Origin of the sequence: Dyella agri, assembly GCF_044904705.1 — a bacterium.
GTDB lineage: Bacteria > Pseudomonadota > Gammaproteobacteria > Xanthomonadales > Rhodanobacteraceae > Rhodanobacter_A > Rhodanobacter_A agri.
On sequence record NZ_JADIKL010000006.1, the window covers coordinates 179,998 to 193,071 of the forward strand.

Annotated in this window: 11 protein-coding genes; 2 read left to right on the forward strand and 9 right to left on the reverse strand. The window is 67.1% G+C overall.

All coding sequences use genetic code 11. The features are described from left to right. Window positions 1-33: 33 nt before the first annotated feature. The gene (locus ISP14_RS12545) at window positions 34-2,562 is read right to left on the reverse strand and encodes a putative bifunctional diguanylate cyclase/phosphodiesterase (RefSeq protein WP_404540349.1); all 2,529 of its coding nucleotides are present in this window, start codon (window positions 2,560-2,562) and stop codon (window positions 34-36) included. A gap of 439 nt (window positions 2,563-3,001) precedes the next feature. On the opposite strand from ISP14_RS12545, the gene purD reads away from it, so the two are divergent. Both purD and ISP14_RS12555 read left to right on the forward strand, forming a co-directional pair. Continuing rightward, window positions 3,002-4,282 (forward strand): phosphoribosylamine--glycine ligase, encoded by a 1,281-nt coding sequence (gene purD, locus ISP14_RS12550; RefSeq protein ID WP_404540351.1) that lies wholly within the window; start codon window positions 3,002-3,004, stop codon window positions 4,280-4,282. Window positions 4,283-4,458: 176 nt separating this feature from the next. Further along, entirely contained in the window at window positions 4,459-4,674 is a 216-nt protein-coding gene (locus ISP14_RS12555; protein ID WP_404540354.1) for a hypothetical protein, read from the forward strand. A gap of 179 nt (window positions 4,675-4,853) precedes the next feature. Here ISP14_RS12555 and pgm read toward each other — a convergent pair whose 3' ends face one another. The 8 genes from pgm to ISP14_RS12595 all read right to left on the reverse strand — a co-directional run bounded on the left by pgm (window position 4,854) and on the right by ISP14_RS12595 (window position 13,028). Continuing rightward, the gene (pgm, locus tag ISP14_RS12560; protein ID WP_404540357.1) at window positions 4,854-6,500 is read right to left on the reverse strand and encodes a phosphoglucomutase (alpha-D-glucose-1,6-bisphosphate-dependent); all 1,647 of its coding nucleotides are present in this window, start codon (window positions 6,498-6,500) and stop codon (window positions 4,854-4,856) included. A gap of 10 nt (window positions 6,501-6,510) precedes the next feature. Continuing rightward, window positions 6,511-8,163, reverse strand: coding sequence for a glucose-6-phosphate isomerase (gene pgi, locus ISP14_RS12565; protein ID WP_404540360.1), 1,653 nt, complete (start codon window positions 8,161-8,163; stop codon window positions 6,511-6,513). Then, window positions 8,160-9,263, reverse strand: a complete 1,104-nt coding sequence (tal, locus tag ISP14_RS12570) for a transaldolase (protein WP_404540363.1) — start codon at window positions 9,261-9,263, stop codon at window positions 8,160-8,162. Before tal ends, pgi begins: the two co-directional genes overlap by 4 nt. A gap of 30 nt (window positions 9,264-9,293) precedes the next feature. Then, window positions 9,294-10,001, reverse strand: a complete 708-nt coding sequence (locus ISP14_RS12575) for an HAD family hydrolase (protein ID WP_404540366.1) — start codon at window positions 9,999-10,001, stop codon at window positions 9,294-9,296. Continuing rightward, window positions 9,995-11,398: a glucose-6-phosphate dehydrogenase gene (gene zwf, locus ISP14_RS12580; protein WP_404540369.1), complete on the reverse strand. Its 1,404-nt coding sequence runs from the start codon at window positions 11,396-11,398 to the stop codon at window positions 9,995-9,997. Before zwf ends, ISP14_RS12575 begins: the two co-directional genes overlap by 7 nt. Before the next feature lie 184 nt (window positions 11,399-11,582). Beyond that, a complete protein-coding gene (locus ISP14_RS12585) occupies window positions 11,583-11,894 on the reverse strand; it encodes a hypothetical protein (protein WP_404540372.1) in 312 nt (103 codons plus the stop codon). A gap of 183 nt (window positions 11,895-12,077) precedes the next feature. Beyond that, window positions 12,078-12,452 (reverse strand): bleomycin resistance protein, encoded by a 375-nt coding sequence (locus tag ISP14_RS12590; protein WP_404540375.1) that lies wholly within the window; start codon window positions 12,450-12,452, stop codon window positions 12,078-12,080. 207 nt (window positions 12,453-12,659) lie between these two features. Next, on the reverse strand, window positions 12,660-13,028 hold the full coding sequence (locus tag ISP14_RS12595) for a VOC family protein (protein ID WP_404540378.1): 369 nt from the start codon (window positions 13,026-13,028) through the stop codon (window positions 12,660-12,662). Between the last annotated feature and the right edge of the window lie 46 nt (window positions 13,029-13,074).

The following is a 13,074-nucleotide window of genomic DNA, read 5'->3' on the forward strand; positions in this document are numbered from 1 at the left end:
GTCTGCTTTTCTCCCGGTTAGGGATACCCAGCATCACTTCCGCAACGCCGGATGATCCGCCTGGGGCTTGTCCATGTGATGGCCCTGCACCATGTCCACACCGAATTCCTGCAGCAGGCGCAGGGTTTCCTCGTCTTCCACGAATTCGGCCACGGTGTGCTTGCCCATGCCGCGGGCCACTTCGATGATGGAGCGCACGAACACCTGGTTGTCGTGGTCGTGCGGCAGGTTGCGGATGAACAGGCCGTCGATCTTGAGCATGTCCACCTTGAGGTGCTTGAGGTAGGCGAACGAAGCGAAGCCGCTGCCGAAATCGTCCAGGCACAAGGTGCAGCCGGCGTGCCGCAGTGCGTCGATGAAGCGCTCGGCATCGCGCAGGTCCGAAATGGCGGCCGTCTCGGTCAGCTCGACCAGCAGCCGCTTTGGTGTCACGCCGCGCCTGGCCAGCTGGCTGGTAATGAAACCGGGCAGGTCGGGATCGTCGAAGGAGCGCCCCGAGATGTTGATGGCCAGGGCCGGCAGCCGGGGGTGCGCGGCCAGCAGCGCGATGCTTTCGCGCACCACCCAGCGGTCGATGTCGAGGATCTTGCCGCTTTTCTCGGCGTGGCCGATGAACTGGTCCGGCAGGATGTACTGCGTGGGGTCGGCCTCGTCCACCATGCGCACCAGGGCTTCCAGGTGCGTCATCTCGCCGTTGCTCGTGCGGTACACGCCCTGGAAATGCAGGCGCAGCAGGTCGCGTTCGAGCGCGTGCTCGATGCGTTCGTTCCAGGCCAGGCGTGCGGCCATGGCTTGCATGGCGTCGCGGTCGGAGCGGTAGATGTTCCAGCGGTTCTTGCCCAGGCGCTTGGCCTGGTACATGGCCATGTCGGCGTGCGACACGAGCTCTTCGGCGCCCTGGCCGTGGTCGGGGTAGTGCGCCACGCCCAGGCTGGCGGTCAGCCGCAGGGGCCGGCCTTCGATTTCCAGCGCCATGCGTCCCACGGTGCGTACGATGCGTTCCGCCAGCACCAGCGCGCCGTCCAGCGTGGCATGGGGCATGAACACGGCGAACTCATCGCCGCCCAGTCGGCACAAGCTGTCCGTCTCGCGCACCAGCGCCTTGGTTTCGCCGGCCACGCGCAGCAGCATCGCATCGCCCGCGAAGTGGCCGAAGGTGTCGTTGACGTATTTGAACTCGTCCAGATCGAAAATCAGCACGGCGCCCTGTTGGCCGGCGCGCGCGCCGCCCCGGAAGAAACGCGCCAGCTCGGCTTCGAAGTAGTGGCGATTGTGCAGGCCGGTCAGCGCATCGCACTCGGCCAGCGTGGTGAGCCGCTCACGCTGCTGCACCAATTCGGCCACCATGGCGTCGAAGGCGTTTGCCAGCCGCCCCAGTTCGTCGGGACTGCCCAGGGCGATGGGCCGGGGCGTGCGCCCCTGGCCCAGCTCGTCCACGGCCTGGGTCAGGCGCAGCAGGGGGCGGGTCACCAGCGCGTGGACGCGACGGCGCAGCAGCCAGAGGGCGGGCGCCAGGATCAACAAGCCGATGGCGCACATCGTCAGCCAGCCCAGCATGACCCATTGGTCGACGCGCTTCTGCGGAAGCACGTTCACCTGGAACCAACCCGGCCCGCGAATGCGCGACCAGGCCACCCACTGGCGGCCGCCGGGCGTGCGGCCCGTGCCGGTGTCGGTGTGGGCGGCCAGCACCACGCGCAGCACCTTTTCGAGCACGGGATCCTTCAGCGCGGTGATCTGCAGCTGGCCTTGCGCGGCGGCGATGCGCTCGCGCAGCTGCGGGTAGGCGATCAGGTTGCCCTGGTTGTCCATGATGAGTTGCTCCACCGCCGCATTGGGGCGGATCGGAGCCACGGAGTCGATCAGCGTCTGTATCGCCACGTCGTGGCCCAGCGTGCCCACCCAATGGCCTTGCCAGTCCAGCGGCGCGATGACCGACACCATCCAGGTGTGCGCCTGCTGGTCCAGGTACACCGGCGTCCAGAACACCTGGCGCCCGGGATTGCGGCGTGGGTTGGAGCCCAGCATGGTGGGGTAATTGGCGTTGCTGGCCTGCGCATTGGCGTTGCCGCCCCAGTTGATGCCGCGGGAATACACCATCAGCCCGTTTTCGACGAAGTCCATGTAGGCCGAAAAGAATGGCGGCACTAGCGCCGGGCCTTGCTCGCGCAGCAATTCGTAGCTGACCACCGCGCGCAAGCGCACCGAGTCGGACAGGCCATGCGGCCCTTCATGCAAGTACAGCGTGGGAGCGCTCTCGGTATCCACCCGCTCGGGGCGCACGCGCCACAGCCCGTCTGGGCTGCGTGCGAACAAGCTGTCGAAGCGCCCGACTGCGTCGGGCGGAGCCTTGTCCAGCCGTTGCACCAAGGTCTGGCGCAGGCGGTGCACGCTGGCATCGGCCTGCACGAACAGGCTTTCGTTGGTCTTTGCCTTGATCTGCACCCACTGCTGGATGACCATCGGCACCACGCGATCCGCCGCCAGTCGCAGGGCCCCGTAGCCCAGCACCGACAACAGCAGCAGCAGCGTCAGAAAGAGTCCCCAGAGCGTGAGGGACAATCGGTGGATCAACGATGTGCCGGTTGGAGCAGGCGGCAAGGAATCACCCTCTGTTTTCAATCAGGAGACATGACTTGCACGGTCGACAACCCGCTGTCGTTCGGGAGCGCGCCACCCTCTTAGCGAACATGGCCGCAAACGACTTGCCGACTTTACCGTAGGGCCGCGGCTTCGTCCCGGGGTCCGGGCATGTCCTCGCAGATCGTCTGCGGGATCGGTCACGGATGGCGGTGTCTGCCGCCCCGTCCCGCGCGATCGGCGCAGGCTTTCAGATGGGCGATCGCGCGCGATGTCGCCGGCATCGTTGAATCCTGCCAGCTGGAACGTCTTTCGATTTGCGCCACCGGCCTGCCAGTCGCCGGCCCGATCCGAACCTGCCGCGGCGGCTGCCGCTACAATAGCCGTCCGTTTTCACGCGGCACCCCTTGGAGTTATCGGCATGAAAGTCCTGGTCATCGGCAACGGCGGGCGCGAACACGCGCTGGCTTGGAAGCTCAAGCAGTCGCCACGCGTCGATGAGGTGATCGTGGCGCCGGGCAACGCGGGTACCGCGCGCGAGCGCGGCGTGCGCAATGCGGATGTGGCCGTGACCGATATCGACGGCCTGCTCGCGCTGGCGAAGGACGAGAAGGTCGACCTCACCGTGGTGGGGCCTGAGGTGCCGTTGGTAGCAGGCGTGGTGGACAAGTTCCGCAACACCGGCCTGCGCATCTTCGGGCCGCGCGCGATCGCCGCGCAGCTGGAAGGCTCCAAGGCCTTCGCCAAGGACTTCCTGCTCCGCCACAACATCCCCACTGCACGCTATGCGGTGTTCACCGAGCTCAGTCCGGCCCTGGCCTACGTGCGGACGCATGGCGCGCCGATCGTGATCAAGGCGGATGGTCTCGCCGCCGGCAAAGGCGTGGTGGTGGCGCTCACCCTGGCCGACGCCGAGCTGGCATTGCACGACATGCTCGGCGCGCACGCCTTCGGTGATGCCTCCGCGCGCGTGGTGATCGAGGAATTCCTCGACGGCGAGGAAGCCAGCTACATCGTGATGAGCGACGGCCAGCACGCGCTGCCAATGGCATCGAGCCAGGACCACAAGCGCCGCGACGAGGGCGACCTCGGCCCCAACACCGGCGGCATGGGCGCCTACTCGCCCGCGCCGGTGGTCACGCCCGAGGTGGAAAAGCGCATCCTGAAGGAAGTGATCGAGCCCACCTTGCACGGCATGGCCGCCGAGGGCGCGCCGTTCATCGGCTTCCTCTATGCGGGCCTGATGATCGACAAGGCCGGCCATCCCAAGGTGATCGAGTTCAACGTGCGCTTCGGCGACCCGGAGACGCAACCAATCATGCTGCGCCTGAAGTCCGACCTGGTCGAGCTGATCGAGGCCGCGCTGGACGGCGAATTGCATCGCACCCGCGTGCAGTGGGACCCACGCCCTTCGCTGGGCGTGGTAATGGCCGCAGCCGGCTACCCCGGCAAGGTGCGCAGCGGCGACGCGATCAGCGGCCTGGACGCGCCGCTCGGTGCCGACGCCAAGGTGTTCCACGCGGGCACGAAGCTGGATGCGGAAGGTCGCGTGCTCACTGCCGGCGGCCGCGTGCTCACCGTCTGCGCGCTCGGCAAGGATATCGCCGAGGCGCGGACGCATGCCTACGACGCGGTGGCGAAGCTGCATTTCGACGGTGCGTTCTGCCGGCGCGATATCGCCCATCGGGCGCTGCGTCGCTGAGCGACGCGACTTTATGCGCGCAGGGGCAATGCGTCGTTTCGCCTGCCCTTTGTTCGATCCGGCTGGCCGCGCGGCGCGTGGCCTGCGTAGCCCATCCGTACATAATGGATAAGCCGCCTGCAGCCCGGGTAAGCGCTTAGAGCAAGACGCAGGCGAACGCAAACGGGAGCCTGGCCATGATCAAGGTTCGAGAGTTCGGTTGGCTGTACCTGCCCAGATCGATTGGCGCGTGGTTGTTGGCCATGCTGATGGCCGCATTCTGCGTGCACATCTTCCTCGCCGTAGACGCGCGATCGCATTCGGTGAGCGACACGCTTTACGGCCTGTTCCCGTTCTGGTCGGTGACCTTTCTGTTGTGGAACTGGGTCGGTAGCCGGGCAACGAAGTCATAGACGTTCACCCAGCCCCCAGGCCTGCGCGCAAACAGGCCGGTCCTTCGGCTCGCCTCGCCGTGGCCGCCGTGCGGCAACGCGCGGCTTGACCTGCCAACCAGGCAGGCGCTGCGCCAGGCCCTGCCACCTGACAACCACCGCAAGGCAACGCGAGCCATGCGGAGATCGTGAACCGGCGCTTACGCCAGCGCCGCGTCGACCACCGACTGCGCTTCGCCGAGCAGGCTGTCGAGGTGGGCCTCGTCCTTGAAGCTCTCGGCGTAGATCTTGTAGATCGCCTCGGTGCCGGAGGGACGGGCGGCGAACCAGCCGGCTTCGGTGACGATCTTGATGCCGCCGATGGCGGCGTCATTGCCCGGGGCCTTGTCGAGCACGGCGACGACCTTGTCGCCGGCGATGCGTTCGGCCTTGAGCTGGTCGGGCGACAGTTTGGAGAGCTTCGCCTTCTGCGCCGATGTGGCGGCGGCGTCGATGCGGCGGCTGTGCGGCAGGCCGAGTTCCTCGGTGATGCGCGCATAAACCTCGCCCGGGTCGCGGCCTTCGCGTGCGGTGATTTCCGCGGCGAGCAGGCCGGGTACCAGGCCGTCCTTGTCGGTGCTCCACGCGCTGCCGTCCATGCGCAGCAGCGAGGCGCCGGCGCTCTCCTCGCAGCCGAAGCCCAGCGAGCCGTCGAACAATCCGGGGGCGAACCACTTGAAGCCTACCGGTGCTTCGTAGAGCCGGCGATCTAGCCGCTTTGCCACGCGGTCGATCAGCGCGGTGCTCACCACGGTCTTGCCCACCGCGGCCTGCGCGCCCCACTGCGGGCGATGGCGGAACAGATAGTCGACCAGCACGGTGAGGTAGTGGTTGGCAGGCAGCAGACCGGCCGAGCGCGTCACCACGCCGTGGCGGTCATGGTCGGTGTCGCAGGCACAGGCCACGTCGTACTTGCCCTGCAGCGTGATCAGCCGCTGCATCGCGTATTTCGAGGACGGGTCCATGCGGATCTTGCCGTCCCAGTCCACGCTCATGAAGGCGAACTGCGGGTCGACCGTCTCGCTCAGCACGTCGATGGCGATGCGGTGGCGTTCGGCGATCGCTGCCCAGTAGTGCACGCCCGCACCGCCCAGCGGGTCCACGCCCAGGCGCACGCCGGCGCTGCGGATCGCGTCGAAGTCGACGATGTCAGCGAGGCCGCCGACATACTCGGCAAGGAAGTCGTGTTCGTGCGTGGTGGAGGCTTTCAGCGCTTGCGCGAACGGCATGCGTTTCACGCCCTGCAAGCCGTTTTCCAGCAGCGCGTTGGCGCGGCCTTCCACCCACTTGGTGATGTCGGTATCGGCGGGACCGCCGTTGCTCGGGTTGTACTTGAAGCCGCCGTCAGCGGGCGGGTTGTGCGAAGGGGTGATCACGATGCCGTCGGCCAGGCCCGTGCTGCGTCCACGGTTGTGGACGAGGATCGCGTGCGACACCGCCGGCGTGGGCGTGAACTCGCCGCCCGCGGAGATCATCGTCGCCACGCCGTTGGCGGCCAGCACTTCCAGTGCGTTCTCGAAGGCGGGCTGCGACAGCGCGTGGGTGTCGGCGCCGATGTACAGCGGGCCGTCGATACCCTGCGATTTGCGGTAGTCGCAGATCGCCTGAGTGATCGCCAGGATGTGATGCTCGTTGAAGCTGCCGTCGAACGAGGAGCCGCGATGGCCCGAGGTACCGAAGGCGACGCGCTGCGCGGGCGCCGATGGGTCGGGTTTCACTGCCGCATACGCGGCGAGCAGCTTGCCGATGTCGACGAGAATGGACGCCGGCGCCGGCTTGCCGGCGAGCGGACTGATCTGCTGGCTCATGCCTGGTCTCTCAATGCGTTCCGTCGCGCAGCGTGCGATAGCGGCGGATCAAGCTGTTGGTCGAACTGTCGTGGGCAAGCTTCGGCTCGGTCGTCGCGATGAGCTCGGCGATGGTGGTCCTGGCCAGCTGCTTGCCAAGCTCCACGCCCCACTGGTCGAACGAGTCGATGTCCCAGATCGCGCCCTGCACGAACACGCTGTGCTCGTACAGCGCCACCAGGCTGCCCAGCGTGAACGGGGTGAGCCGTTCGGCGAGGATGGTGGTGCTGGGCCGGTTGCCTTCGAACGTGCGGTGCGGCACCAGCGCCTCCGGCGTGCCTTCGGCGCGCACTTCCTCGGCGGTCTTGCCGAAGGCCAGCGCCTCGCCTTGCGCGATCAGGTTCGCGATCAACAGGTCGTGTTGGTCGCCGCCGCCCTGGGCGGGCACCGGGTTCAGCGTCTGGCCGAAGCCGATGAAGTCGCAGGGCACCAGCCGCGTGCCCTGGTGGATCAGCTGGTAGAAGGAATGCTGGCCGTTGGTGCCCGGTTCGCCCCAGTAGATCGGGCCGGTGGCGTAGTCGACGTGGGCGCCGGCCAGCGTGACGTGCTTGCCGTTCGACTCCATGGTGAGCTGCTGCAGGTAGGCCGGGAAGCGCTTGAGGTACTGCTCGTAGGGCAGCACCGCCACCGTGGCGGCGTCGAGGAAGTTGGTGTTCCACAGGCCGATCAGGCCCATGAGCACGGGAAGGTTCTGTTCGAACGGCGTGCTGCGGAAGTGCTCGTCCATCGCGTGGAAGCCGGCCAGCATGTCGCCGAAGTGGTCCGGCCCGATCGCGATCATGGTGGACAGGCCGATCGCCGAGTCCATCGAGTAGCGGCCGCCCACCCAGTCCCAGAAGCCGAACATCTGCTTTGTGTCGATGCCGAACTTCGCGACTTCTGCGGCGGCGGTGGAAACCGCGACGAAGTGCTTCGCTACCGCGCTCTCGTCGCCCAGCGCCTTGACGCACCATGCCCGCGCGGCGTGGGCGTTGGTGAGCGTTTCCAGCGTGGTGAAGGTCTTGGAGCAGATGATGAACAGCGTCTCGGCGGCGTCGAGGTCGCGCACCGCTTCGGCGAAATCGGTGCCGTCCACGTTGGACACGAAGCGGAACGTCATGTCGCGCCGGCTGTAGTCGCGCAGCGCCTCGTAGGCCATTACCGGGCCCAGGTCGGAGCCGCCGATGCCAATGCTGACCACGTTGCGCATCGGCTTGCCGCTGTGGCCCTTCCACGCGCCGTTGCGTACGGTGTCGGCGAACGCGGCCATGCGGTCCAGCACTTCGTGCACGTCGGGGACCACGTCATGGCCATCGACGAGGATCTTCTCGCTGCGCGGCGCGCGCAGCGCCTCGTGCAGCACCGCGCGGTTCTCGGTGGCGTTGATGCGTTCGCCGCGGAACATCGCCGCGATGTGGCCTTTGAGGTCGCGCGCCTCGGCCAGCGCGCGCAACAAGCGCAACGCTTCGTCGTCCACGCGTTGTTTGGAGTAGTCGAAGTACAGGCCCGTCGCCTCGGCCACGAGGCGCTCACCGCGCTTCGGATCGTCGGCGAACAGCTCGCGCAGATGGCGGGTCTCGAGCTGGTTGCAGTGCTGCTGCAGGGCCTGCCACTCGGGCAGCAAGGTGAGGTCGGCGCGGCTCATCGGGCAAGCGGCTCCTTGCCCTTGGCGGCCAGCGCGGCCTGCTTGTCGGCAATGCGCTGCAGCAGCTGCTTCCACGACTTCACGAAGGCCTCCGCGCCATCCTGTTGCAGCTTCAGCGCTAGCGCGTCGATGCCCACGCCGGCCTTGGCGATCGCGGCCAGCACCGTGTCGGCATCGCCGCCGTCGGGAGCCAGCACCGCACCGGGCTTGCCGTGGTCGGCGACCGCGTGCAGCGTCTTCTCCGGGACGGTGTCCACGGTGTCGGGCGCGGCCAGCGCATCGACGTAGAGCGTGTCGGAGATGTTCGGATCCTTGGTGCCGGTGCTGGCCCACAGCAGGCGCTGCGGACGGGCGCCTGCGGCGGCGAGCTTGAGCCAGCGCGGCGAGGCCAGCAGCGCGCGGTAGGCGCGGTAGCTCTGCTTGCCCACCGCGATGCCCAGCGTGTTGTGCAGCTCCGCGGGCAGCTGCGGGTTGGCGGCCACGTCCCAGCGGCTGATGAACAGCGAAGCCACCGAGGCCACCTGCGGATCGAGCCCCGCGGCCACGCGGCGTTCGATGCCGCGCAGGTAGGCTTCGGCGGCGGCCAGGTATTGCTCACAGGAGAACAGCAGGGTCACGTTGATCGGGATGCCGCGGAAGATCGCTTCCTCGATCGCGGGGATGCCCTCAGGCGTGCCGGGGATCTTCACGAACAGATTGGGCCGCTGCGCCTGGGCGTGGATCGCGTCGGCGGCGGCGATGGTGCCGGCGGTGTCGGCGGCCAGCAGCGGCGAGACTTCCATCGAGACCCAGCCGTCCACCTGGTGGGTGGCGTCGAACACCGGCTTGAACAGGTCGGCGGCGCGGCGCAGGTCTTCCAGCGCCAGCTCCATGAACAGGTCTTCGCCCGACAGCCCGGCCAGCGACTTGGCGTGGATGCCGGCGTCGTAGGCGTCGCCGCCGCCGATCGCGGCGTCGAAGATGCTGGGGTTGGAGGTGAGGCCGGTGACCGAGTCCTCGGCGATGTAGCGCGCCAGCGTGCCGTCGTCGAGCAGGGTGCGGGTGATGTTGTCCAGCCACAGGCTCTGGCCGAGATCGTGCAACTGCTGGGTGGCTTTCATGCTGGCTCCGGGATCGTGGGGATGGTGCATTCAGGCCGAGGCGGCATGGGCCGCGCCCGGCGCGAAGTCTTCAAGCTTACGCTGTTGCAGTGCGCAAATGTGTGGGATGGCGAGGTCGGGCGCCGGCTCGATGGGCTGGTCCGCGGCGGCCGCTGCGTAATGGCCTTGTTGCACCCACACCGTGGTAAGACGCGCGCCGAGCTGGCGCTTCATCGCCGCCAGCAAGTCGGGCTTGTCGTCCACCATCACGTAGCGGGCGGCGGGGTAGCGCTGCTGCATAGCGTCCAGCATGAGCTGCTTGTGCAGGTAGATCAGCACGTCGCCTGCCAGCGCCTGCCACAAGCCGGCACGACGGATCTTGCGTGGCTGGAACACCACGTCGCCGTCGGAGAGGATCACCGGCCGGCCCAGCGTGCGCAGGTAGGCGATGGTTTCCGGCACTCCGGGGAACAGCCGCTGTTCGAACGGATAGTCCAGCAGGAAGCCGGACATCGAGAGCAGGGCGGGGTGGTTGTCCAGCCCGCTGCGGAAGCGCTGCAAGGTGTCGAGGTAGTCGGCGTAGCCCAGTTCGCTGCGTAGCTGGGCATAGATCGCCCAGTAGCGTTCGCGCTCGGCGGCACCGAAGTTGCGTTCCAGCTCGGCGCCGAGGTCGGCGGCGAAGCGGTCGTTATCGAGCAAGGTGTTGTCCACGTCGAGCAGGAACACCAGCGGCTCGGGCGAGGCGGTGTCGATCAGCATGGCGGTGTGGCCTCCGGCTGCGGGTCGTGCCAGCCCTCGTCGCCGGCCAGCGCCGCGGCCTCGGGCGGCCCCCAGCCGCCGGGTTCGTACGGGCGCACTGCGTCACCTTGGCCCAGCACGCTGTCCACCACCCGCCACGCCGCTTCCACGCACTCGTCGCTGGTGAACAGCGAGTTGTCGCCGCGCATCGCGTCGCCCAGCAGACGCTCGTAAGGCGCCATCTCCGTCCCGGCGTGGTGGCGGGCGATCAGCTCCACCGGCTCGCCCCGCATCGCCTCGCCAGGCTGCTTCACCCGCACGCCCTCGGCGATCACCACCTGCGGGCTGAGCCGGAAGCGGAAATAGTTCGACTGCGGCGCGCCGACGGTGTCGAACACCGACAGCGGCGGCGCCTTCATGTCCACCACCACCTGGGTGGTGGTGAGCGGCAGCTTCTTGCCGGCGCGGATGCAGAACGGCACGCCGGACCAGCGCCAGGTGTCGATGTGCAGGCGCAGCGCCACGAAGGTCTCGACGTCGGAATCCGCGGCCACCCCGGGCACGTCGCGGTAGCCCTTGAACTGGCCGCGCACCACGTCGTCCGGGGCCAGCGGGCGCATCGCGCGGAACAGCCGCAGCTTCTCGGCGTTGAGCGCGGCGGGATCGCTGCCGATCGGCGCGTCCATCGCCAACAGCGAGGTCACCTGCAGCAGGTGGTTCTGCAGCACGTCGCGGATCGTGCCTACGCTCTCGTAGAAGCTGCCGCGTCCGTCCACGCCGAACTCCTCGGCCATGGTGATCTGCACGCTGTCCACGTAGCGGTTGTTCCATACCGGTTCCAGCACGCTGTTCGCGAAGCGGAAATACAGCAGGTTCTGCACCGCCTCCTTGCCGAGGTAGTGGTCGATGCGGAAGATCGCCGATTCCGGGAACACCGCGTGCAGCGTGCGGTTGAGCGCCTGCGCCGAGGCGAGGTCGCGGCCGAACGGCTTTTCCACCACCACGCGCGCACCGTCCGCGCAGCCGGCGGTCTTCAGGTGGGTCACCACCGTGGCGAACAGCGAAGGCGGGATCGCCAGGTAGTGCAGCGGCGCTTTCGCTTCGCCCAGCACCTGCCTGAGCTGCGTGAAGGTGGCGGCGTCCTGGTAGTCGCCGTCGATGTAGCTGAGCCGCGCCGCGAGCTTTGCGAACGCGGCCTCGTCCACGCTGGCGCCGGTCTTCTTCGCTGCCTCCGCCACGCTGTCGTGCGCGCGCTGGCGCAGCTGCTCCTGTGTCCAGCCGGCGTGTGCCACGCCGATGATCGGTACGTCCAAGCCGTCGCGCGCCACCATCGCCAGCAGGGCGGGGAAGATCTGTTTGTAAGCCAGGTCGCCGGTGGCGCCGAAAAACACCAGGGCGTCGGAAGCGGGGTTCGTCATGGGCCGGGGTCTGTTCCGTATCGGGTGGGTGCGCGCAGGCGACGCATGGCGGGAGCACGTTGGCCGCGCGATGTCGCGCGCGAGCCGACGTATCGCCCAGCCTGCCGGGCGCGGGGTGAAGTCCGCGCATAAATAATGCTACGGGAATCGGACCGTGCCGGGATGGACGCCGGATCGGGTTGCGCTACGCGCCGGGCAACGAGAAGCTGATCACCACCCGCTTGGGCGCCTGCTTGAATCGTGCTGCGACCGACGCCCGGCTCAGTTGCGCGATCTGCTCGATGGACTCCCCTGGCGGGATGCCCTCGAAATTGACCGTGACATTGACCAGGCTGCCGTTGGACCAGTTGAAACCCACGAACGGCTTGGTGCCGACCGACCGTTCAAGGTCCGACGCCACTTCCTGCGAGTGCCTGAGTCCCTCGGTCATCGAGTCGACGGCGCCGCACCCCGCGAGGGTGGCGGCCAGAACCAGGCCAAGAAAAATCGAACGCATGTGTCATCCCCTCTGACATCCGACGTTTGAATCAGGCGATGCGCCCCCGCGCATTCACCGCAACCGGCACCTTGCCTTCAACGATAGGGGCAAGCGACTGGCCAAATTTCTGCAGCAGGGTAATCGATCGGAGTATGAAGCAGCATGGGACTTCCGATCTGCGGCCGCGGTTCGAATGAATGGTCAGGCCACGGGTGCAGTGAAATTGAGCCAATCCCCGTCCGGCATGCGCACCTGAAACTCGCGTTGTCCGTACGGCATGTCCTTGAGGGGTTCCACGCGATCGGCGGCAAGCAAGGCCAGCTTTGGGCCGAGCTTGGCGTGCAATGCGTCGACGTCGGCAACGTCGATGCAGATCGCCACCCTGGCTTTCCCATCCGGAGTGAGCTTGCGGGTCGGTTCCTCGAGCAGGCGCAGCCCGCAACCGCCAAGCTCGATGTAGGCATAGTTGCTGTGGCGATATTTCACTTCGAACGCGAGGACGTCGCAGAAAAAGGCGAGCGCTTCAGGCATGTCCGGCACATGCAGGAAGGGAGTAATTTGGTAAATCCCATTCATGCGCTTCTCCCGAGATGTTGCTTCCCATGACCTGGTGCCGGATTCAGGGGCGATGAAGCCGCACGCCTCGAACCGGCCACCAGGGATGCGGCTGAACTGGCCGGCCAGCCCGATCCGGTATGGGTTATGGCCCGCGAACAATGATGAACCCGATTGAGATGCCTGTGATGCCCCATGAAGTGCAGCGTGCGTTCGCCAGCCGAGCAGTCAGTCCTCAGCTTCGTGGCAAACCACTTCGATGTTGTGCCCGTCCGGACCGATGACGAAAGCCGCGTAGTACTTTCCGCTGTAGTTCGGACGCAGGCCAGGCGCGCCGTTGTCTTTGGCACCCGCCTCCAGGGCCGCGCGGTGGAAAGCCTGGACTTGCTGGCGATTCTCGGCCACGAAAGCCAGGTGAAGGTGTGCGGGCTTCTCCTGGGTCTGGAACAGGCACAGCGAAGCCTTGCCGTCCGCGCTGAGCTCGATACCGAGCGCTCCTTCCGAGACTACGGCCATGCCGATCGGTGCGAGCGCCTTGAGGAAGAAGGCCTTGCTCGCCGCATAGTCGCTGACTCCGAATACGACGTGGTCAAACATCGGTGCTCCTGAAGTGTGCGGCGTGCGCGAGGTTTGACATTCGAAT